Origin of the sequence: Corallococcus sp. AB030, assembly GCF_003668965.1 — a bacterium.
In the GTDB taxonomy this organism is placed as follows: domain Bacteria; phylum Myxococcota; class Myxococcia; order Myxococcales; family Myxococcaceae; genus Corallococcus; species Corallococcus exiguus.
The window spans coordinates 61,884-81,271 of the sequence record NZ_RAWQ01000007.1 but is presented as its reverse complement, the minus strand read 5'-3'; the positions used below and the strand labels follow the sequence as shown (position 1 = coordinate 81,271).

Below are 19,388 nucleotides of genomic sequence, written 5' to 3'. Positions count from 1 at the left end.
ATCGCGGTTCCCTTGGCCGCGCGCGCTCTCTTGGAGCGAGAGATGGAAGCCCCGCAGTGTCGGGCATCTGGCACACGCATTGCCTTGCGGCGGCGCATGACTTCGCGCGACGCGACGGCACCTGGCACCTGGCGACGCTCCACGGGATGGGCCCTGCTCCTCGTCCTCTGGACGGCCTGCACCGGTGTGGTGGGTGGGCCGTCCGACAATGACGTGGATCCGTCAGGCTCGACGGACGCAGGGTGTGAGGACCCTGCGCCCTCCGGTGACCCCGACGCGGGCGAGAAGAACGACATGCTCGCCCCCAGCCGGCTCTTGCGGCGGGCCTCGCTCGCGCTGCGCGGGACGCCCCCGACGGACGAGGAGTTCGCCGCGCTCGAGGCCGCGGGCGACGACGCCTCGCAGCGGGCCTTCGTGGAGCACTTCGTCGACACGACGCTCGGGCAGCCCGCGTTCTACCGGACGATGTTCGAGCAGGCGCGCGACTGGTTCAACATCCCGCTCGTGCCTCGCACCGCTGACGCGCCGGAGTACGGCGTGCAGCAGCAGCGGTCCATCCAGCGCTGCCCCGCGGGCACCGCGAAGGCCGGCGCCTGGAAGTACTTCCGGGGCGAAGACACCGCCTGCAGCGGGGTGAAGGCGGATGGCACGCCCGTGGAGGAGCTCGCCGTGGAGCCGTGGTGGGCGCCGGGCACCACGGTGACACTGGTGGGGGCCGCGGCCAACACCTCCGCCACGGGCACCGGATCCGTCAACGGCACCCCCGTGCCCCTTGTCTGCGCCACCGCCGGTCCGGTGGGCACCTGCGGCTGCGGCCCCAACGCCGTGCGCTGCCACGCCGACTTCCAGCAGTACGCCGGCTGGGAGGACTACCTGCACTACGCCGAGCACGGCCAGCGGCGGCTCGTGTCCGAGGAGCCCGCGCGCCTCTTCGCCCATCTCGCGTGGCACGACCGGCCGGTGACGGACCTCATCCTCGGCACGTACTCCGTCGCGCCCACCCGGCTGCAGGCCGCGTACGTGATGCAGGGCCTGGAGGGCGGCGCGACCGGGCTGCTCGACGACGACTCCTGGTGGCGGCCGTCGCGCTTCTTGGGGGAGCCGGTGGATCCGGAACACGCACCGGGGGATCCGCTCGCCTGGCGCGAGTATCAGATCCCCGCGCGCAATCCCTTCCTCCTCGCCGAGCGCGACTATCGTTACGACCCTCGCATCCAGGCGGATCCCTCGCGGGGCATTCCGGCCGCGGGCATGCTCACCAGCATCGGGTTCCTCGCGGGCTATCCGCGCGAGCGCGTGCGCGGTGCGCGGGCCCTGGAGACGTTGGCGTGCGAGGTCCTCTCTCCGCCCCTGGGACAGAAGTTCAACGAGTACCGCCGCGACCCGGGCACGGAAGGGCCCTGCCAGCACTGCCACCGCCGGCTCGACCCCGCGGCCATCCACTTCAAGCGCTTCGCGAAGCAGGGCTCGGCGTCCGAGGGCCATGGCGCGAAGTACCTGATGCCCGGCGTGGGCACCACCTGGCATTGGCCCATCCAGTGGCGCAAGGGCGTGTACCCCTACGGCGGAGATCCGTTCAGCCACTGGAACCGCTGGTACACGGCCGACACGCTGCTCACACCCATCACCGAGGCCCAGGAGCAGGTGAACCCCGAGGCCGTCTTCCTCGACTTCCTCCCTCCGGATCAGACGCTGCTGGGGCAGGTGGGGGACGGGACGGTGGGCCCGCTCGGCTTCGCCAAGCTCATCGTCGCGGCGGGGGCGTTCGATCGCTGCGTGGTGCGGCACCTCCATGCGCAGGTGCTGGGACGCGACATCGACCCGGCGCGGGAGGCGGGCTACCTGGACGCGCAGGTGGCGCGCTTCATCGCGCAAGGCCGCAAGGTCCGCCCGTTCGTCAAATCCCTCACGCAGTCCAACCTCTTCCAGCGGGGGCGCTGACATGAACCGCTTCGCACTCCTCCTGCTTGTGCTTCCCGTGGCGCTCGCGTGCGGCAGGGACGGCACCGCGTCCAATCCCACCACCCAGGCCCAGAACGCCTGCGGCACCCCAGCCAGCTCCGAAACCGTGCGCATCATGCAGGGCCTCAATCCGCACTGTGAGGGCTGCCACGCGCAGGGCGCGCGCGGGTACTTCGCTTCCACGGACGCGTTCCAGAGCCTCCTGGTCTCCGATGCCCGGCTGGTGAAGGCGGGCAGCCCGGATGACAGCGAGCTGATCCGCCTGCTGGAAGGCCGGGGCAATGCCGCCTTCAAGCAGATGCCCATCGGGGAGAAGTCCTACGCCCAGCTCGTCTCGGAAGGCACGGCGACGCTGACCGTGGCGGAGGTCCGCGCGTGGGTGCAGGGGCTCGCCGCGCAGCAGCGCGATGAGCGCCCCGACCCCGATGCGTCGCGCATCACCCGCATGAACGCGACCCAGGTGCAGCGGGCGCTGTACCAGCAGCTGGGACTCGGCCACGACGACTTCTTCAGCTCCGCGACGGAGTTCGGCATCCCGATGGCGGAGCAGCGCAGTGACGACCTCTACCCGCTGCAGCCGCCGGACGCCGTGCCGGCCCCGCGGCAGCAGCCCCCCGCCGAGCGCTTCTATGGGCTGGGCGGAGGCTCGGTGATGAACCAGACCTCGTCGGACCGGAGCGCCTCCCCCACGTTCGCGCTCACGCTGACGCAGGTGTCCCAGCGGTGGTGCCGTCTGGCGCTGGCCAAGACGGGCAACGTGGCGCTCTTCCCGGCGGGCACGCAGCGCACCGCGGACCCCGTGGAGGTGAAGGCCACGCTGCGCCGCTGGTCCCTGCACTTCCTGGGCGAGCGCTTCTCCGACGCGCAGGTGGACGCGCTCTACGCGGATGTCTTCGTGCCGCTCTCGACACCGACGGACACCGAGCCCGCCTGGGTGGGCGTGTGCTCGTACTTCATCCGTCACCCGCACTGGATCTTCTACTGAAGGGGCACCCCATGAAGCTCTCTCGCCGCAAGCTGTTCGAGCTGGCCCTCGGGGCCACGCAACTGGGACTCATGGCGCGCTTCGGGCTGTCCACGGCCTTGGCCGCGCCCGCTTCGGGACGCCCCACCAAGCTCCTGGGCATCTGGCTGGACGGAGGTCTGCACTGGGAGAGCTTCTTCTCCCCGCTGTCCCGCGCCGGCATCAACAAGTTCATTCCCCCCGCGCAGGGCGGCGTCATTCCCGTGGGCTACCTGCCGGAGCAGGTGGAGAACTTCGACCGCTCGCCGGTGGACCTGGATGCGCCCGGGCCGGTGCGCAGGCTGCGCGGGCCCATCTACTGGAACTGGGCGAACCCCGCCGACGCGCGGGGCACGAACCCTGTCGTGAACAACCAGCAGATCTACCGGCCGTGGGGCTATGCGTGGGCGGACCCCACGTACAAGCTCTATGAGAAGGCCGCGCTGCTCGTGGGCGCGGATCAGAACACGGCCGCGCACACGAGCGGCATCGTCGCCAGCATGTGCGGCGTGGCGGGCGCGAGCTTCCGAGCCCCGGCGGTGCAAGCCGTCATCGCGAACGCCATGGCTCAGCGCTTCCCGGACCGACCCATCCCCAACGTCAGCCTGGGCGGTCAACTTCCGAGCGCGTTGGGACTGCCCGCGCTGGCGAACCCGACGGTGCTGCGCTCCGCGGCGTCGGTGGAGCCGACGCTGTCCGACAAGCGCGACAGCGCCTGGAAGGGGCTCCGCGCCCGCAGCGATATGCCGGATGTGGCCTTCGACGGTTCGGCGCTTCCGGGGACGGTGCCTGTCACGGCGGTGGATGCGGCGCTCATGAAGGCGCTGCGCGCGGAGCGGGGCGTGTCCACGAGCGGCACGGACGCGATGCTCGAGGAGCTCTATGACACCTACAAGGGCGCGAGCCGGACGATCCGCCGCGACATCCTCTCCGTGCTGGGCAACACCCTGGCGTGGGAGAAGCTCAAGGCGGACCCGAGCTACCCGGTGGATTGGACGGCGTGCATCGGCTACGCGGATGCCTGCGGCACGGGTCCGTCGATGGGGTCCTATGACTTCGCCTTGCGGCTGCTGAAGTCCGACCTGGTCACGTCGGTGAACCTGCGGGCCACGAGCTTCAGCAACAACTCCTTCGACACCCACAGTGCGAACGGCGTGCAGATGCACACCAACCACCTGCGCATCGCGCTGGAGATGGTGGGTCGGCTGTGCATCGAGATGAGCCTCACCCCCAGCAGGTCCGACCCGTCCCGGTCGCTGCTGGATGAGACGCTCGTGTATGTCTACAGCGACTTCGGGCGGACGTTCCCGAAGCAGGGGAGCGATCACCATCCGGCGACCTGCGCGCTGCTCGTCGGCGGAGGCATCCAGGGCAACCAGATGCTCGGCGGGTACGACGAGTCGATGAACGGCTCGCCCATGGGGGCGCCGGTGGCGCTGGTGGAGGAGGACGGGAGCCGCGGCTCCCGTGCGCCGCGCTCGCAGGACATCGCGGCGACGGTGATGAACGCCTTCGGCCTGGAGCCGGGGAAGGACTTCTTCATCCCCGGCGGCTACGGCGTCTTCGACGGCGTCGTGAAGTCCTGAGCTACTTCAGCGTCGACGTGTCGATGACGAACCGGTACCGGACGTCGGAGGCGAGCACGCGCTCGTAGGCGTCGTTGATCTTGCTGGCGGGGATGACCTCGATGTCCGCGCCGATGTGGTGCTGGGCGCAGAAGTCCAACATCTCCTGCGTCTGGGGGATGCCGCCGATGAGCGACCCGGTGAACACGCGGCGGGGCATGAAGAGCGAGAACGCGTTGAGGGAGAGCGGCTCCGGAGGCGCGCCCACGCTGACCAGGGCGCCGTCCAGGGCCAGCAGGGACAGGTAGGCGTCCACGTCGATCTTCGCGCTCACCGTGTTCACGATGAGGTCGAACGTGCCCGCGAGCTTCTGGAACGTCTCCGGGTCCTTGGTGGCGTAGTAGTGGTGCGCGCCCAGCCGCAGGCCGTCTTCCTTCTTGCTCAGCGACTGCGACAGGACGGTCACCTCCGCGCCCATCGCGCGAGCGAGCTTCACGCCCATGTGCCCCAGGCCGCCCAGGCCCACGATGGCCACCTTCTTGCCCGGGCCCGCGCCCCAGCGGCGCAGCGGCGAGTACGTCGTGATGCCCGCGCACAGCAGCGGCGCGGCGGCGTCGAGCGGGATGCCCTCGGGAATCTTGAGGACGAAGTCCTCGGTCACGACGATGTGGGTGGAGTAGCCGCCCTGCGTGAGCTGGCCGTCCCGCCCGGTGGCGCCGTAGGTGCCGACCATGCCCTTGAGGCAGTGCTGCTCCTCTCCCTTGCGGCAGGACGAGCAGTCGCCGCACGAGTCCACCATGCAGCCCACGCCGACGCGGTCGCCGACGGCGTGCTTCTTCACCTCGGCGCCGACGCTGGCGACGATGCCGGCGATCTCATGGCCGGGGACCAGGGGGTAGGTCGCCGCGCCCCACTCGTCGCGGACGGTGTGGATGTCGGAGTGGCAGATGCCGCAGAACTTGATCTCGATGAGCACGTCGCGAGGGCCGAGCTCCCGGCGCTGGATGGCCAGGGGACCGAGCGGTGACTTCGCGGAGGTTGCGGCATAGGCGTGGGCGGTAGGCATGAGTCTTCTCTCCAGGAGCAATAGGGCCGGTGAGCCCCGTTCACGTGCGGAGAGAGATACGCGCCAGCCCCGTGCATGACTACGCGCGAGGAGCCAATAGGCTATTAACGCGTGCTTAACAGTGGCTTCGGATACGGTCCTCGCGAATGAATACGGCGCCCTTCACCCAGCTCCAGGTGTTCCTCGTCGTGGCGCGCCTGAGCAGCTTCAGCGGCGCGGCGCGCGAGCTGGGCGTCTCCACGGCGGCTGTGAGTCATTCGGTGCGGCAGCTGGAGGAGCAGCTGCGCGTGGTGCTGCTCACCCGCACGACTCGCAGCGTGGCGCTGACGGACGCGGGCCGGCGGCTCGTGGAGACCGCGGGACCCGCGATGGGGCAGGCGATCGCCGCGCTTGGGGAGGTGGCCGCGCGGCCGGGAGAGACGGTGGGCCGGGTCCGGCTGTCCGTGCCGCGGGCGGCGGTGCCCTACATCATCACCCCGGTGGTCCCCACCTTCCGCGCGCGTCACCCGCGCATCGAGGTGGAGGTCGTCATCGAGGAGCGCTTCGTGGACATCGTGGCGGAGGGCTACGACGCGGGTGTGCGGCTGAGCGAAGCCATCGAGCGCGACATGGTCCAGGTGCGCCTCACGGGAGAGTTCCGCTTCGTGGTGGTGGGCGCCCCCAGCTACCTCGAGCGCCACGGCACGCCCCAGCGCCCGGAGGATCTGCTGAAGCATGAGTGCATCACGTTCCGCATGCGCTCCACCGGGGCGCTCTACGCATGGGAGCTGGAGCGGGGCCGCAGGAACTGGCGCGTTCCGGTGCGAGGGGGCGTGGTCAGCAATGACAGTCACCTGACGTTGGACCTTGCGGAGCAGGGCCTGGGGCTGGCGTATGCCATGGAGCCCCTGGTGGCGGAGCGGCTCCGCACGCGACGGCTCGTGCGGGTGCTGGAGGCCTACGCGCCCACCGTGCCCGGCTTCTTCCTCTACTATCCCAGCCGTGCGCAGCGCTCCGCGCCGCTGCGACTCTTCGTCGAGGCGGCGCGCGAGCTGGCGCTCAAGGCCGTGTGAAAGCGAATCAGCGGCCGGTCAGCTTCTCCAGGGCCTCGGGATAGCGGGCTCCCTGCGCCGTGAGCTTCGCGGCGGCCTCCGTGAGCTCGCGGACCTCGTCCGCCGTCAGCTCCACCCGGGCCGCGCCCAGGTTCTCCTCCAGCCGGTGCGGCTTCGTGGTTCCCGGGATGGGGACCATCCACGGCTTCCGCGCCAGCACCCAGGCGAGCGCGAGCTGCGCCGGCGTCACCTTCTTCCGGGCCGCGACGCTGCCCAGCAGATCGACGAAGACCTGGTTCGCCGTGCGTGCCTCCGGCGTGAAGCGCGGAAGGATGTTGCGGAAGTCGTTCTTGTCGAGCTGGGAGGTGTCGGGCAGCTTGCCCGTCAGGAAGCCCTTGCCCAGCGGGCTGAACGGAACGAACCCGATGCCCAGCTCTTCGAGGGTCGGGAGGATCTCCTTCTCCGGTTCACGCCACCACAGGGAGTATTCGCTCTGGAGGGCTGTCACGGGCTGGACCGCGTGCGCGCGGCGGATCGTCTTCGCGCCCGCTTCGGACAGGCCGAAGTGCCGGACCTTGCCTGCCTGGATGAGTTCCTTCACAGCGCCCGCGACGTCCTCGATGGGCACGTCCGGGTCCACGCGGTGCTGGTAGAACAGATCGATCACGTCAGTCTTGAGCCGCTTGAGGGAGGCCTCGGCGACCTGCTTGATGTGCTCGGGCCGGCTGTCCAGGCCCCCCTGCTTGCCGTCGCTGCTCAGCTTGAAGCCGAACTTCGTGGCGATGACCACCTGAGCGCGAACCGGGGCGAGGGCCTCACCGACAAGCGCCTCGTTTGTCCAGGGGCCGTAGACCTCGGCGGTGTCGAAGAAGGTGACGCCCTGGTCCACGGCCGACCGGATGAGGGCAATCATCTCCGTCTTGTCCGCGGGCGGGCCGTAGCCATGGCTCATGCCCATGCAGCCGAGCCCGATGGCCGAGACCTCCAGGTTGCTGTTTCCGAGTCTGCGCTTCTGCATCGTGTTCTCTCCGTCGTGAAGTTCGTCGCACGAAGGAGATACGGCCCGGGCCCGGATGGGACTAGACGCACTGGGGGCAACGGCCTGTTAAACCCACGTTGAAAGTGAAGGGTGGGCATGGGCATCGTGGATTGCCACGATTGACTCGCGTCAGGCATGCCTCGCTGGTGGATGTAAGCGTTTGGTTGCCGACGGTCGTGGGCGTGGATGTCTGTTATGGGTGGCAGCGGTGGCGTCTGCTGACGGGCGTGCCTGCCTTTCGCGCGGGCACATTCCCCTCACAGCAGGAGTGCTGATGAACGCGCTGAGGAAGTCCCTGATGGCCGTGTCCGCCGTCCTCGCCGTGGCCCCCGCCGCCGCGTTTGCCTACCCCCCGCAGTGCATGGACATCTGCCTGGAGCGTTGTGCCGGGCCTTGTTTCGAGGGGACCTACCGCACCACCTGTGAGGAGTCGGGCTGGTGCTTCGCGCCCGCGCCTTCCGAGGAGACCGCGTCCGTCTCCTCGGAGCAGAGCCAGCGGTCCGAGGACGCCGCGCCGGTCTGCGACTCCGCCCATCCGGGCGTGGAGCAGACTCCGTCCGCGGAGAGCTGAGCAGTCCTGAGCATCCGCGGGGCCTGCCCTGTCCAGGCCTCGCGGTTCAGGCGCTTCCGGAGCGGAGCGCCGCGGACAACGCGTCGAGCGCACGTTCCTGCAAGGCGGAGAGCCGCACCCCGGGCCGAGCCTGCCGCACCCGAGCGAGTGCCGCCTTCGCATCCGGAGCATCCCCCCGCGCCACGAGGAGCGCGGCGGCGATCATCCCGGTGCGCCCATGTCCCTGCGCGCAATGGACGTAGAGAGACCCGGGGAGGGCGGCCAGCTCGCGAAGAACCGGGACCACGTGCTCCACGGGCAACGTCGATGCGTCCAGGATGGGCAGGGACACGTACCGGCCAGCGGCGCGGATGGCTTCCGGTTCGATGAACTCGGAGGTCAGGTCCAGCACGGCCGTGACACCCGAGGGCAACTCGCCGGGGAGCAATCGGCGTCCCACCAGGACCCCAGGCACCACTTCGTCAAAGGCTCGCTCCCGCGAGGAGCGCCGCGCCAGATGCCAGGTGCCCCACGTGAGCAGCAGATAGGGCAGGAGTGCGAACACGGCCCACGGCCGCATGCGTCCATCCGGCTGCTTCCCGAAGGCCTTCGCGCCTGGTCCGGCGTAGGCGAGCGCCACGACCGCGAAGCTCAGTGCGGGCCACAGCAGCAGCCAGCCGAAGCCCTGGAGCCGCTGCGCCAGGAAGGTGAGGAGAGCCGCCGCGGTGGTGAAGACGAACGTGTACTTCATGCGCGGCGCAGCGTAGCGGAAACCCGGGTGGCCTCCATGCGGCGGAGGCCGACCCGGAGGTGACGGCTACTGACTCACGACACAGCCCGGCTGCGCGATGGCACACCAGGAGGAGGCCTCGCTGACGCAGATGCTGTCCCAGGCCGTGGTGCAGCAGTACGGGTCGCGGTTGCACACCGAAAACGTGCAGGAGTTGCAGTCCTTGTTCAGCGACGAGCCCGTCGTACAGACGTTGTGGGTGCATGCAGCGGCGGTACAGACGTTGCTGCTGGAGCAGGCCTGTCCGGCGCCGCAGGCGCCGCAGGCGAGGGTGCCACCACAGCCGTCGGAGATGGTTCCGCAGGTCTTGCCCTGAGCCGCGCACGTCGTCGGGGTGCAGGCGGCGGTACAGACGTTGTTGCTGGAGCAGACCTGTCCGGCGCCACAGGTGCCGCAGGCGAGGGTGCCACCACAGCCGTCGGAGATGGTTCCGCAGGTCTTGCCCTGGGCCGCGCACGTCGTCGGGGTGCAGGTGGCGGAGGCGTCGAAGACCTCGATGCTCGCCACCGCCTGCATGTTGCCCTGGGCGTTGTAGGTCGTCCCTCCGAGGAACAGGACGCGGCCGTTCGGCAGCGCGACCGTGGGGTGGTCCACGCGGGACTGGGTCAGCGTTCCCACCGTGCTCCAGGTGCTGGTCGTGGGGGAGAACAGCTCCACCTGCATCGTGTTGTAGGAGCCACCGGCCATCAGGATGGTGCCATCCGGCCGAGTCACCGACGGCGCGGAGAAGTGCTGGACGGCCGTGGCGCCAGTGTTCGTCCAGGTGTTGGCGGCCGGGTCATACAGCTCCGCCGCGGTGGCATAGCCCGTCAGCAGCACCTTGCCACTGGAGAGCAGCTGCAGGGTGTGGCCATTGCGGCCCGTGTTCATCGACGCGACGGTGGTCCAGGTCCCCGTGGTGGGGCTCCAGATCTCCGCGTGGTTGCTGGAGGACGTCGTGCCATTGCTTCCACCCGCCACGAGCACGCGGCCGTCCGCGAGCCGCACCGCGGCCTGGCTCATCATCCCGGCGTTGAGCGAGCCCGTGGCCGCCCAGGTGTTCGTGGACGGCGTGTAGACATAGGTCGAGGTGACGATGCTCACGCCGCCCGCCACGAGCACGCGGCCGTCCGCGAGCAGCGTGGCGGTGTGGCCATAGCTGATGCGGGGCAGGGGAGCGGCGGCGCTCCAGGTGTTCGTGGTGGGGTCGTAGCGCTCGGCGGACGAGAGCACGCTCGAGTTGATGCCGCCCACGACCAGCACGGTGCCGTCCTGCAACAGCGTGGCGGTGTGAGCGCGGCGCGCGGTGAGCATCGACGGACCGCTGACGGAAGTGGCCGTCGCCGGGTCATACAGCTCCGTGGAGGAGTACGAGCCAGAAGGCGTCCCTCCGCCCGCGACCAGCACCTTGCCGTTGGCGAGCAGCGTGGCGGTGTGCTGGTAGCGAGCGGACAGCATCGAACCACCGGGCACGACGAGCGCGGACGACTGGGAGGACACGACGTCGTCCCCGGGGAGCTCACTCTCGGGACTGCACGCGAGACACAACAGCAGGGGGACGACGGCCAAGGACATCCAAGACGAGGTGCGCATGTGGGCTCCCGGGAAATGGGCCCGCGACCATGGCACGCGGTGTCTGGATTCCTTTCATGAAACATGAACACAAATCGGGTGTCTCAAGATACCCGGACTTGTCTCAGGAGACGGTAAAAGCCGGTCCTGAGCTGGAGTCAGTCCACGCAGACGAGGACGCCGTCTCCGTGTTTCGCGGCCGTGACGTAGAAGGCGCGGAAGCGGTCGAAGCGCTCGGTGAGCCACTGCCAGGCCTCGTCGATGGACTCCTCGTGCGGGCATTTGTAGACGCCCGCCTCGCTCATGCTTGCGAAGGTGAAGTGCTCGCGAAGGGCGTCGAACCGCACGGCCTCCAGCATCCGGGCGATCCGCTCCACCGCCTCCGGCCGCGTGTAGCGCAGGGGCACGCCCTGACCCGCCACCACGTGCGGGGCGATCTTCGCCTCGCCATGGATTGCGATTCCGGCCAGGGAGTCGTCCTCGGCTCCCGGCTCGTTCCGGCGGCGGTCGGAGAGGACGAAGTGCAGATGATCCCACCTCCGGTCGAGCTCCACGTGTTGCATCACCAGGTCCGGGCGGGTGCGCAACAGCTCTTTCACGGCCCCCAGGAGCTGGAGTTCGCCGGGATCCGGGCCGCCCGGTGCCAGCCGCTCCTCTCGGGGATCCTGGAGCAACCGGGTGACGGAGCACAGCCATTCGCCCACGCCGATGTTTTGCCGCGCCAGTTCCAGAAGCGGGGAACCGCTGGGAAGGGCCTGGTAGCTCGCATCGAGTCCCATGGGCCCCGTCCTAGCAGCTCCGACGCCAGCGCAGCAGCTAGCTCGCGCGGTTCACCTGTTCGGGGGTGACAGGCGGCACCGCTGCGAGCGCTGCCTCCGCGGCCCTCCGCGTATTGGCTTCCGTGGCGACCTGACACAACGCCACCTGCGCTTGAAGCTGGAGCGCGAAGGCCCGGCCCCGGCCGAACATGACGCCGATCAACGCCGCAACCAGACCGCCGATCAGGACGAAGAGGCCTTGCGCGTTCATCGCCTTCGTCACCACCACACCCACGATGAAGGCCATGAAGCCCCACGCGAAGATGATGCCGGCGGCCCGGTCGTACAGCGCCTGGGCATGTTTCGTGATGATGCTGGGATCGTAATGCACTGCCATGGTGGCTCCGCGGTCGGGGGATGAAGGGCCCGTGGATCAGGCCCGCGCGGCTCCATCCCATTGCGCGAAGCGCCCGGGCATCCCCCATGAGAGGAATGCCCGGCGGCATCAGGCCCGTGCTACTTCGGCACCCAGACCGCGACCCAGTCGATCTGCACGTTGCCGGCGGCGCTGTTGCTCGGAGGCGTGCCGCTCAGGTCGGTCTCCGTCTGGATGACCCAGTTGCCCTTGCGGCGCGTTCGGGATGCCGCTCTGCGCGCCGTCCAACGAGTACATCGTCGCCGCCCCGCTGACCGTGACGCGCCCGACGTACTGCCCATCCGGCGCTCCGGTGCGCGCCTCCCGCGTCAGCGTTCCCTGCCAGCCGGACCAACCGCGGGTGTTCGTCTCGAAGGACGTGTTGGTGATGACGGACGCCAGGTTCGACGTGGCCTGGACCGGAGCGTCGGCTTCAGGCTCCGGGTTGCATGCGGACGCCAGGGGGAGGGCCAGCAACAGCGCCAGGGCAGTGCGGAAGCGCGGCCTGCGAAGCACAGCGGACTCACTCATGACACTCTCCGTGGTAAACTAGAAATACCTGCATAGTTGTAAATAACAGATGCGGCGCATCGGACAGGCCCACCGTGTGCCTGCGTCTCCCACTCCTGTCGTGCATGGCCATTCTCGGCCCAGGAGGAGAGACGCCATGCCCACCGACACGAAGCAGCCTTCCGACTCCGGATTGGATCCCCACGCCCGTGCCTTCCTGGAGCAGCTGAAGAAGGCGGGCGGGCCCGCGCTCGAAACCCTGCCTCCCGCGGAGGCGCGCGCCGTGCTCCGGAGCGTGCAAGCAGGAAAGAGCGCGCGGAAGCCGGCCCGCATCGAGGACCGCTCCCTGCCGGTGGGCCCTGACGGACAGGTCTCCGTCCGCATCGTGCGGCCCGCGGACGCGTCGGAGACGCTCCCGGTGGTGCTCTACCTCCACGGCGGTGGCTGGGTGCTGGGCGACAAGGACACGCACGACCGGTTGATCCGTGAGTTGGCCGTGGGCGCGCGGTGCGCGGTCGTGTTCGTCAACTACACGCCTGCTCCGGAAGGGCAGTACCCCACGCAGATCGAACAGGCCTACGCCGCGCTGCAATGGGTCGCGAAGAACGGCGGCGAAGCGGACCTGGATGGACAGCGGATCGCCGTGGTGGGAGACAGCGCTGGCGGGACCCTGGCGGCGGCGCTCACGCTGGTGGCGAAGGAACGCGGCGGTCCGCGCATCCTGCAGCAGGTGCTGTTCTATCCCGTCACGGATGCCCGCTTCGACACGGGGTCCTACGCGCGCTACGCGGACGGCTACTTCCTCACCCGCAGCGGCATGCAGTGGTTCTGGGACAACTACGTACCGGATTCCACCGTCCGCACGGAGCCCACCGTCAGCCCCCTGCGCGCGACCGACGCGCAGCTGCGAGGCCTGCCCCCGGCGCTGATCCTCAATGGCGAGTGCGACGTGCTCCGCGACGAAGGCCAGGCCTACGCGCGCAGGCTCGTGGACGCGGGCGTCCCCGCGCTGGCCCTCCAGTACGATGGGATGATCCACGACTTCGTGATGCTGGATCCGCTGGCGGACTCACTCGCCGCGCGCAACGCCATCGCCCAGGCCTGCGTGACGCTGTCGGAAGCCCTGGGCACGCGGAGGCAGGTGGACGCGACGCTCACGTCCCAGCCCGCGCAGGTTCGCGAGCGGGAGAGCGCGCGTCACTGATCAATCCCCTGAGTCCAGCCATGCGGCCAACACATCCGCGTGGCACGGGCCCGGCTTGCACCAGCAGCCCAGCCGCTTGCCGCGCAACGTCCGCACGTCGCGCAGGAAGGCCGGGTCGTGCTTCGTGCGCAGCTCCAGGTACCAGCGGAAGGACTCGAACGCGTCCGGGCCGGGCGCCATGCGCCGCTGCGCCTCGTCGCGGATCCGCTCGGCTTCGTCCGCGGGCAGCTTCGCCAGCCACGGTTCGAAGTACGTGCGGATCATCGCCTTCCAGGTCTTCACACCCCCGGGCTTGAACGGGTTGCCGAAGCGGCCCGGCACGGGGTTGAGCGGCCCGGGCTTCGCCCAGGCGCGGAAGGCACGGCCCACGTACACCTCGCAGGCGTCGTGGACGTGCACCGCGGTGGTTCGGGATTCGGACATGGCGGGTGCATCGTTAACAGATGCACCCGTCAGACGCCGTGCGTGAAGCCCGGCCCGTCAGCAGGCAGGGGTCACCAGGGGTCGATGCCCTGCTTCTCGTGCGGCGTCGGCGTGTACGTGGACTTGAACCCCGAGGCCGCGGCGTTGAGCCCGGAGCCGAGCGCCTCCACCGCGCCCTGCTTGAACTGGCCCTTGCTGAAGCTCACGAAGGCGTCGCGGCCGAAGTTCAGCGCCTCGCGCTGGTGCGCGTTGACCTCGCTGCGCGCGCCCGTCTCCACCTTCTTGACGTTGTCGATGACGCTGTTCTTGGAGCGGTCGGAGATGCCGAAATTGCCCTTGTCGAGGATCTGGTTCACGCCGCTGACCGCGTGGCTGTAGTCGCTCGTCTTGCCCTGCGTCGTCTGATCAATCTGCAGGCGGGAGGGGTTCTTGAACGTGTGGTTGCTGGTGACCTTGAACATGGTTTGCCTCGCTGGGGGCGGCGGCCCGTTGGCCCCTGCCCGCGGTAGGTGATGCGTTGAAATGATTGTCGGGGCATGTGGGGTGGAGTTTCCTGAAGACTTTCATTTGCGCACGTATACGTCATTTGTCGTATGCCGGCCTCCGCGAAGGCCATCGCAGTGGCAAGGCCCGCCGGAAGACGGCAACGTACGCGCCCGTCTCCTCCCACCCTCGCGGACATGATCGCCAACCTCCACGACGCCGACATTCCGAAGCCCGTGCTCGAAGTCATCACCCGCCTGCGCGAGCTGGGCCACCCCACGTACCTGGTGGGCGGCTGCGTGCGGGACATGGTCCGCAAGGTCCACCCGAAGGACTTCGACGTCGCCACCAGCGCGCTGCCGGAAGAGGTCCAGCGCGCCTTCCGCAAGGTCATCCCCACCGGCATCCAGCACGGCACCGTCACCGTCGTCACCGGCGGCAACCACGTGGAGGTGACGACGTTCCGTTCGGAAGGGGACTATCTGGATGGCCGGCGCCCCAGCTCCGTGTCCTTCGAGCGGGACATCGTGAAGGACCTGTCGCGGCGCGACTTCACCATCAACGCCATGGCGTACAACCCGCTGGACCGCGAGCTGGTGGATCCGTTCGGCGGCCAGGTGGACCTGCCCGCGAAGTTGATCCGTTGCGTGGGCTCCGCGCAGGAGCGCTTCTCCGAGGACGGACTGCGCCCCCTGCGCGCCGTGCGCTTCGCCGCCGTGCTGGGCTTCACGCTGGACCCCGACACCCGCGACGCCATCCCTGCGACCCTGGCCGTGTTCCGCAAGGTCGCGCTGGAGCGCGTGCGCGAGGAGTTGCTCAAGCTGCTCCTGTCCCCTCGCGCGGAGATGGGGCTGCACTTGCTGGCGGACACGGGGCTGATGGAGGTCTTCCTTCCGGAGGTGGCCCACGCGGACGAGGAGGCCGCCCGGCTCGCCCGCGCCGCCGTGCAGGCCGCGCCGCTGGACGCGGACCTGCGCGTGGCCACGCTGCTCGCGGACATCGACACCGCGACGCAGGCCCGTGAGCTGTGTCTGCGTTTGAAGTTCCCCAACAAGTCCGCGGACCTCATCGGCATGCTCGTCGAGCACGCGAAGCTGGAGACGCGCGTGGACGACGCGGACCCCGCGCTGCGCCGGCTGCTCGCCCGCGTGGGCTTGGTATACCTGCCCGCGCTCCTCTCCGTGGCGAAGGCCCGCGTCCAGGTCCGGGCCCCGGAGCGCCTGCCCGCGGTGGAGGCGTTGGCCGGAAGGCTGGAGGCGCTGGCCGCCGCGAAGCCCCCGCTGTCCGCGAAGGAGCTGGCGCTCACCGGGGGCGACATCATGAAGACGCTGGGCATCGGCCCCTCGCCGAAGGTGGGCGAGGCGACCCGGTACCTTGTCGAATCCGTGCTCGATGACCCGTCGCTGAACACCGCGGACGCGCTCCGCTCCCTGCTCACGGCCTGGGCGGCGCGCGGTTCATGACACGGGGGCCTCTTCCCGGCCGGAGGGCAGGGGAGGGGGCCCGGAGCGCCTCCGGCCGTGCGTCGCGGCCTGGGGGCGTGTAGGAAGGAGCCCCATGCGAGTCGTCGTTGCGATGAGTGGCGGAGTGGATTCCTCGGCCGCCGCCGCCCTGCTCAAGGAGCAGGGCCACGAGGTCATCGGCATCACCCTGCGCGTCTGGTCCTACGAGGGCGCCGCGAAGTGTGGCAGCTGCTGCAGTCCGGACGACATCGACGATGCCCGCGCGGTGGCCCAGACGCTGGGCATCCCGTTCTACGTGGCCAACGCCGAGGAGATCTTCCAGGACCGGGTCGTCAACCCGTTCGTCCAGTCGTACCTGGGAGGCAAGACGCCCATCCCGTGCGTGAGCTGCAACCGCGACGTGAAGTTCAACTTCCTCCTCAAGCGCGCGCGCGCCCTGGGCGCCCGGCTCGCCACGGGCCACTACGCCCAGGTGGAGGAGGTGGACGGCCGCTTCCACCTGCGCCGCGCCGTGGACGCCGCCAAGGACCAGAGCTACTTCCTCTTCACCCTGGGCCAGGAGGAGCTGAAGGACGTCCTCTTCCCCGTGGGCCACCTCACCAAGCCGGAGGTGCGCGCCGTCGCCGAGCGCCACAACCTGCCCACCACCCACAAGCCGGAGAGCATGGAGATCTGCTTCGTGCCGGACGGCGACTACGCCGGGTTCGTGGAGAAGGTCGCCGGTCCCCAGCCGTCCGGCGAGGTCGTGGATCCGGAGGGCAAGGTGCTGGGCACGCACAACGGCATCCACCGCTTCACCGTGGGGCAGCGCAAGGGCCTCAACCTGGGCGGCGGCGAAGTGCGCTACGTGCAGCGCCTGGAGCCGGAGACGAACCGCGTCGTCGTGGGCCCCGCGGAGGGCACCGGCCGCGCGCAGTTCGGCCTGCTCCAGCCGCACTGGGTGGACGGTCCGCCTCCGCCCGAACAGGCCGTGGAGGTCCGGATCCGTCACCGCCACGCGGGCGCACCGGGACGGATCCACATCTCGCAGCACGGGCTGGTGTCCGTGAAGCTCGACGAGCCCGCGCGCGCCGTCACGCCGGGGCAGGCCGCGGTGGTCTACGACCGGGATCGCGTGCTCGGCGGCGGGTGGATCGTCTGAGCCGACCTGACGCGTCCTCCGTCATCCACTGATGCAGCCGGGGCCGGACTTCCGGCCTCGCGCGCGCCGCGTGTTCCACTGCCTCCGCGAATTTGACCCGCCTGGGGGTGGGGCGTAGCTTGCGCGCACGCTGTCGCTACAGGCCGTTACACGGGCCGTGAGCGCGCGATCGAGGTCTGCCCCGCCATGCGTGACGCCCATCGGATGAAGGAGAAGTTCGACGTCTCGCTGGACAACCGGCAGATCGTCAGCCTGTTGATCGCCGGCATCGTCGTGATGGGCGCCGTGTTCGTGCTGGGCGTGGTGGTGGGCAAGAAGCTCTCCGGCGACGCGCAGACGGCCGAGGCCCCGGACCTGCTCTCCGCGCTGGACGCCAACGCGCAGGTCCTCAACGACGCGCGCCAGGATCCGCCGCTCACCTTCCCGGACGAGCTCACCCGCAAGACGGGCTCTGAGCCCCTGCCGCCGATGCCCAAGCCCGCCGCGAAGCCGGAGGCCCCCAAGGTCGCCGCCGCCGCGAAGCCCGAGGTGAAGCCGGAGCCCAAGCCCGCGGCGAAGCCCGCCGCCCTGGCCCCCACGCCGGACCCCGACACGGGCGAGCTGCCCGCGATGGACGCCGCCGAGGAGGACGCCATCGCCAACGGCAAGCCGCTCGCGAAGCCGGAGCCCAAGGTCGAAGAGCCCGCCAAGGTCGCCGCCGCGAAGCCGGAGCCCAAGGTGGTGGAGCCGGTGAAGGGAAAGGTGGAGGAGACGCCGGTCGCCACCCGCACCGCCGCGCGTGACGGAGGCATGAAGGAGGCCATCGCCCGGGCCCAGGCGCTCCCCGCGGAGCCGCCGCGTCCGTCCGAGGCCGTGAAGGGTGGGGCGTTCACGCTCCAGCTCTCCGCCTTCCAGAGCCGCCAGGACGCCGACCGTTTCGCCGCGCGGTTGCGCGACAAGGGCTATGCCCCCTATATCCTGACGGCGGAGGTGCCCGGAAAGGGCACCTGGTACCGCGTCCGGATGGGCAGCTTCGCCAGCAAGGAAGCCGCGGGTCGGTACCTGACGGACTTCAAGCGCGAGACCCAGCTCGACGCGTACGTGGCCGGCACGAACTAGCGCTGCTGGGCAAGGAAGAGACGAAGCAAATGACGACGACGAAGCGGGTGGAGAAGCCCTGGGGCCACGAGCTCATCTGGGCCCACACGGAGCGCTACGTGGGCAAGCTCCTGCACGTGAAGGCCGGCCACAAGCTGAGCCTCCAGTTCCACAACGTGAAGGACGAGACCATCCACGTCCAGAGCGGCAAGCTCCTCTTCGTCGTGGACGAGGGCCAGGGCCTCATCGAGAAGGAGATGAACCCCGGTGAGAGCTACCACATCAAGCCGCTGACCAAGCACCGCATGGTCGCCATCACCGACTGCGACATCCTCGAGGTCAGCACCCCCGAGCTGAATGACGTGGTGCGCCTGGAGGACTCCTACGGGCGCACGGGCACCAGCGCCCCGTAGTCCCCGCTGTGAAGCCCGCTGGCGCGCCTTCACGGTGCGCCGGCCGGGCCTCCGACGTCACTCCTTGGACTTCGCCGCCGCGTTCGGATTGCGGGTCCACTGGTCCACGGTGCCGTCGCCGTCCAGGTCCTCGCCAATGCGATCCACCTGGCCGTTCTCCCAGTACTCCCAGTAGTCCACCCGGCCGTCGTGGTTCGCGTCGCGCTCCTTCCTCACGAGCGTGTCGTTCTCGTAGTACAGCCACGAGTCCGAGCGGCCGTCGCCGTCCAGGTCGCGCTCGCCCTTCGTGCGCTTGCCCTCGGCGTAGTGGTACGTGGCGTCCACCTTGCCGTCGTAGTCCAGGTCCATCACCTCGCGGACCTTCGCGCCCTGCGGATCCAGGTACTGGGTGACGTCCACGCGGCCGTCCCAGTTCAGGTCCAGCTCCTTGCGCACCAGCACGTCCTTGAGCCGGTACTCCCAGACGTCCGTGCGGCCGTCGCCGTTGGCGTCCAGCTCCGTGACGGTCTCCCCCGGGTCCTGTTTCCCCCGGACGCCCTCCGCCTCGGGACGCTTGTGCGATGCGTCAATGGGCTCCGAGGCCTTCTGGGAGGCGCAGCCCGCGAGCGCACCTACAGCCAGGAAGCCCAGGAAAATCAAACGGTTGCTAGAAGCCAAGATGCCTCCCGAGCAGGTGGGGCGCCATGTTCGCGCCGCTTCACTTCCGTGCTTTCGCAGGCCACGTCATTCCATATATTTTCACGTATCGCCATGGCCCGAAAGAAAGTCAGCACCACCATCTACATCACTCCGGAGCAGAACGAACTGCTCAAGGCGCTGAACCAGAAGTCGAAGGTGCCCGTGGCCGAGTACATCCGGCAGGGCATCGACCTGGTGCTGGAGAAGTACAAAGCGCAGCTGCCGGGCCAGGCAACCTTCGACGAACTCTCCTGACGAACGAGGCG

The 19,388-nt window shown here is 69.4% G+C and carries 21 protein-coding genes; 11 read left to right on the top strand and 10 right to left on the bottom strand.

Annotated elements, in window-relative coordinates; genetic code table 11:
- Window positions 1-96 precede the first annotated feature (96 nt).
- Genes D7Y15_RS03530 through D7Y15_RS03520 form a run of 3 tightly spaced genes read left to right on the top strand, consistent with a single transcriptional unit; the run spans window position 97 to window position 4,551 of the window.
- Complete coding sequence (locus D7Y15_RS03530) at window positions 97-1,941, top strand: hypothetical protein (protein ID WP_199745874.1); 1,845 nt, start codon at window positions 97-99, stop codon at window positions 1,939-1,941.
- Window position 1,942: 1 nt separating this feature from the next.
- Window positions 1,943-2,947, top strand: coding sequence for a hypothetical protein (locus tag D7Y15_RS03525; RefSeq protein WP_121751694.1), 1,005 nt, complete (start codon window positions 1,943-1,945; stop codon window positions 2,945-2,947).
- 11 nt (window positions 2,948-2,958) lie between these two features.
- Window positions 2,959-4,551 (top strand): DUF1501 domain-containing protein, encoded by a 1,593-nt coding sequence (locus D7Y15_RS03520; RefSeq protein ID WP_121751693.1) that lies wholly within the window; start codon window positions 2,959-2,961, stop codon window positions 4,549-4,551.
- 1 nt (window position 4,552) lies between these two features.
- Here D7Y15_RS03520 and D7Y15_RS03515 read toward each other — a convergent pair whose 3' ends face one another.
- On the bottom strand, window positions 4,553-5,596 hold the full coding sequence (locus D7Y15_RS03515; protein WP_120576525.1) for an NAD(P)-dependent alcohol dehydrogenase: 1,044 nt from the start codon (window positions 5,594-5,596) through the stop codon (window positions 4,553-4,555).
- Between the two features lie 146 nt (window positions 5,597-5,742).
- On the opposite strand from D7Y15_RS03515, the gene D7Y15_RS03510 reads away from it, so the two are divergent.
- On the top strand, window positions 5,743-6,648 hold the full coding sequence (locus D7Y15_RS03510; RefSeq protein WP_120576526.1) for a LysR family transcriptional regulator: 906 nt from the start codon (window positions 5,743-5,745) through the stop codon (window positions 6,646-6,648).
- 7 nt (window positions 6,649-6,655) lie between these two features.
- Here D7Y15_RS03510 and D7Y15_RS03505 read toward each other — a convergent pair whose 3' ends face one another.
- Window positions 6,656-7,645, bottom strand: coding sequence for an aldo/keto reductase (locus D7Y15_RS03505; RefSeq protein ID WP_121751692.1), 990 nt, complete (start codon window positions 7,643-7,645; stop codon window positions 6,656-6,658).
- A 295-nt stretch (window positions 7,646-7,940) separates the two neighbouring features.
- Between D7Y15_RS03505 and D7Y15_RS03500 the strand changes: the two genes are divergently transcribed.
- A complete protein-coding gene (locus D7Y15_RS03500; RefSeq protein ID WP_121751691.1) occupies window positions 7,941-8,237 on the top strand; it encodes a hypothetical protein in 297 nt (98 codons plus the stop codon).
- A gap of 46 nt (window positions 8,238-8,283) precedes the next feature.
- Here D7Y15_RS03500 and D7Y15_RS03495 read toward each other — a convergent pair whose 3' ends face one another.
- The 5 genes from D7Y15_RS03495 to D7Y15_RS44030 all read right to left on the bottom strand — a co-directional run bounded on the left by D7Y15_RS03495 (window position 8,284) and on the right by D7Y15_RS44030 (window position 12,261).
- Window positions 8,284-8,967 (bottom strand): tyrosine-protein phosphatase, encoded by a 684-nt coding sequence (locus D7Y15_RS03495; protein WP_121751690.1) that lies wholly within the window; start codon window positions 8,965-8,967, stop codon window positions 8,284-8,286.
- Between the two features lie 66 nt (window positions 8,968-9,033).
- Window positions 9,034-10,578, bottom strand: coding sequence for a kelch repeat-containing protein (locus D7Y15_RS03490; protein ID WP_121751689.1), 1,545 nt, complete (start codon window positions 10,576-10,578; stop codon window positions 9,034-9,036).
- A gap of 137 nt (window positions 10,579-10,715) precedes the next feature.
- Window positions 10,716-11,336, bottom strand: a complete 621-nt coding sequence (locus tag D7Y15_RS03485) for a DUF1877 family protein (protein WP_121751688.1) — start codon at window positions 11,334-11,336, stop codon at window positions 10,716-10,718.
- Between the two features lie 37 nt (window positions 11,337-11,373).
- Window positions 11,374-11,712, bottom strand: coding sequence for a hypothetical protein (locus D7Y15_RS03480; RefSeq protein WP_121751687.1), 339 nt, complete (start codon window positions 11,710-11,712; stop codon window positions 11,374-11,376).
- Window positions 11,713-11,820: 108 nt separating this feature from the next.
- Window positions 11,821-12,261 (bottom strand): hypothetical protein, encoded by a 441-nt coding sequence (locus tag D7Y15_RS44030; protein WP_126932988.1) that lies wholly within the window; start codon window positions 12,259-12,261, stop codon window positions 11,821-11,823.
- A gap of 136 nt (window positions 12,262-12,397) precedes the next feature.
- On the opposite strand from D7Y15_RS44030, the gene D7Y15_RS03470 reads away from it, so the two are divergent.
- The gene (locus tag D7Y15_RS03470; RefSeq protein WP_120576534.1) at window positions 12,398-13,444 is read left to right on the top strand and encodes an alpha/beta hydrolase; all 1,047 of its coding nucleotides are present in this window, start codon (window positions 12,398-12,400) and stop codon (window positions 13,442-13,444) included.
- Here the strand turns inward: D7Y15_RS03470 and D7Y15_RS03465 are convergent, their stop codons facing one another.
- Window positions 13,445-13,867: a DUF4326 domain-containing protein gene (locus tag D7Y15_RS03465; RefSeq protein WP_121751685.1), complete on the bottom strand. Its 423-nt coding sequence runs from the start codon at window positions 13,865-13,867 to the stop codon at window positions 13,445-13,447.
- A gap of 71 nt (window positions 13,868-13,938) precedes the next feature.
- Window positions 13,939-14,328 carry a hypothetical protein gene (locus D7Y15_RS03460; protein WP_120576536.1) on the bottom strand — a complete coding sequence of 130 codons (390 nt, stop codon included), beginning with the start codon at window positions 14,326-14,328 and terminating at the stop codon, window positions 13,939-13,941.
- A gap of 219 nt (window positions 14,329-14,547) precedes the next feature.
- Here D7Y15_RS03460 and D7Y15_RS03455 point away from each other — a divergent pair, with 219 nt between their 5' ends.
- The 4 genes from D7Y15_RS03455 (at window position 14,548) to D7Y15_RS03440 (ending at window position 18,444) form a co-directional block, all read left to right on the top strand.
- Window positions 14,548-15,813 (top strand): CCA tRNA nucleotidyltransferase, encoded by a 1,266-nt coding sequence (locus D7Y15_RS03455; protein ID WP_121751684.1) that lies wholly within the window; start codon window positions 14,548-14,550, stop codon window positions 15,811-15,813.
- A gap of 94 nt (window positions 15,814-15,907) precedes the next feature.
- The gene (mnmA, locus tag D7Y15_RS03450) at window positions 15,908-16,954 is read left to right on the top strand and encodes a tRNA 2-thiouridine(34) synthase MnmA (protein ID WP_120566164.1); all 1,047 of its coding nucleotides are present in this window, start codon (window positions 15,908-15,910) and stop codon (window positions 16,952-16,954) included.
- A 186-nt stretch (window positions 16,955-17,140) separates the two neighbouring features.
- Complete coding sequence (locus D7Y15_RS03445) at window positions 17,141-18,052, top strand: SPOR domain-containing protein (RefSeq protein WP_121751683.1); 912 nt, start codon at window positions 17,141-17,143, stop codon at window positions 18,050-18,052.
- 5 nt (window positions 18,053-18,057) lie between these two features.
- Entirely contained in the window at window positions 18,058-18,444 is a 387-nt protein-coding gene (locus D7Y15_RS03440; protein ID WP_223738386.1) for a cupin domain-containing protein, read from the top strand.
- 57 nt (window positions 18,445-18,501) lie between these two features.
- Here the strand turns inward: D7Y15_RS03440 and D7Y15_RS03435 are convergent, their stop codons facing one another.
- A complete protein-coding gene (locus D7Y15_RS03435; protein ID WP_121751682.1) occupies window positions 18,502-19,101 on the bottom strand; it encodes a hypothetical protein in 600 nt (199 codons plus the stop codon).
- 93 nt (window positions 19,102-19,194) lie between these two features.
- Here D7Y15_RS03435 and D7Y15_RS03430 point away from each other — a divergent pair, with 93 nt between their 5' ends.
- Complete coding sequence (locus D7Y15_RS03430) at window positions 19,195-19,377, top strand: ribbon-helix-helix domain-containing protein (RefSeq protein ID WP_120576540.1); 183 nt, start codon at window positions 19,195-19,197, stop codon at window positions 19,375-19,377.
- Window positions 19,378-19,388: the final 11 nt, after the last annotated feature.

What these genes read in the sequence shown, in the direction of transcription:
- D7Y15_RS03530 (WP_199745874.1), top strand. Translation starts at nt 97, where the DNA reads ATGACTTCGCGCGACGCGACGGCACCTGGCACCTGGCGACGCTCCACG.
- D7Y15_RS03525 (WP_121751694.1), top strand. Translation starts at nt 1,943, where the DNA reads ATGAACCGCTTCGCACTCCTCCTGCTTGTGCTTCCCGTGGCGCTCGCG.
- D7Y15_RS03520 (WP_121751693.1), top strand. Translation starts at nt 2,959, where the DNA reads ATGAAGCTCTCTCGCCGCAAGCTGTTCGAGCTGGCCCTCGGGGCCACG.
- D7Y15_RS03515 (WP_120576525.1), bottom strand. Translation starts at nt 5,596, where the DNA reads ATGCCTACCGCCCACGCCTATGCCGCAACCTCCGCGAAGTCACCGCTC.
- D7Y15_RS03510 (WP_120576526.1), top strand. Translation starts at nt 5,743, where the DNA reads ATGAATACGGCGCCCTTCACCCAGCTCCAGGTGTTCCTCGTCGTGGCG.
- D7Y15_RS03505 (WP_121751692.1), bottom strand. Translation starts at nt 7,645, where the DNA reads ATGCAGAAGCGCAGACTCGGAAACAGCAACCTGGAGGTCTCGGCCATC.
- D7Y15_RS03500 (WP_121751691.1), top strand. Translation starts at nt 7,941, where the DNA reads ATGAACGCGCTGAGGAAGTCCCTGATGGCCGTGTCCGCCGTCCTCGCC.
- D7Y15_RS03495 (WP_121751690.1), bottom strand. Translation starts at nt 8,967, where the DNA reads ATGAAGTACACGTTCGTCTTCACCACCGCGGCGGCTCTCCTCACCTTC.
- D7Y15_RS03490 (WP_121751689.1), bottom strand. Translation starts at nt 10,578, where the DNA reads ATGCGCACCTCGTCTTGGATGTCCTTGGCCGTCGTCCCCCTGCTGTTG.
- D7Y15_RS03485 (WP_121751688.1), bottom strand. Translation starts at nt 11,336, where the DNA reads ATGGGACTCGATGCGAGCTACCAGGCCCTTCCCAGCGGTTCCCCGCTT.
- D7Y15_RS03480 (WP_121751687.1), bottom strand. Translation starts at nt 11,712, where the DNA reads ATGGCAGTGCATTACGATCCCAGCATCATCACGAAACATGCCCAGGCG.
- D7Y15_RS44030 (WP_126932988.1), bottom strand. Translation starts at nt 12,261, where the DNA reads ATGAGTGAGTCCGCTGTGCTTCGCAGGCCGCGCTTCCGCACTGCCCTG.
- D7Y15_RS03470 (WP_120576534.1), top strand. Translation starts at nt 12,398, where the DNA reads ATGCCCACCGACACGAAGCAGCCTTCCGACTCCGGATTGGATCCCCAC.
- D7Y15_RS03465 (WP_121751685.1), bottom strand. Translation starts at nt 13,867, where the DNA reads ATGTCCGAATCCCGAACCACCGCGGTGCACGTCCACGACGCCTGCGAG.
- D7Y15_RS03460 (WP_120576536.1), bottom strand. Translation starts at nt 14,328, where the DNA reads ATGTTCAAGGTCACCAGCAACCACACGTTCAAGAACCCCTCCCGCCTG.
- D7Y15_RS03455 (WP_121751684.1), top strand. Translation starts at nt 14,548, where the DNA reads ATGATCGCCAACCTCCACGACGCCGACATTCCGAAGCCCGTGCTCGAA.
- mnmA (WP_120566164.1), top strand. Translation starts at nt 15,908, where the DNA reads ATGCGAGTCGTCGTTGCGATGAGTGGCGGAGTGGATTCCTCGGCCGCC.
- D7Y15_RS03445 (WP_121751683.1), top strand. Translation starts at nt 17,141, where the DNA reads ATGCGTGACGCCCATCGGATGAAGGAGAAGTTCGACGTCTCGCTGGAC.
- D7Y15_RS03430 (WP_120576540.1), top strand. Translation starts at nt 19,195, where the DNA reads ATGGCCCGAAAGAAAGTCAGCACCACCATCTACATCACTCCGGAGCAG.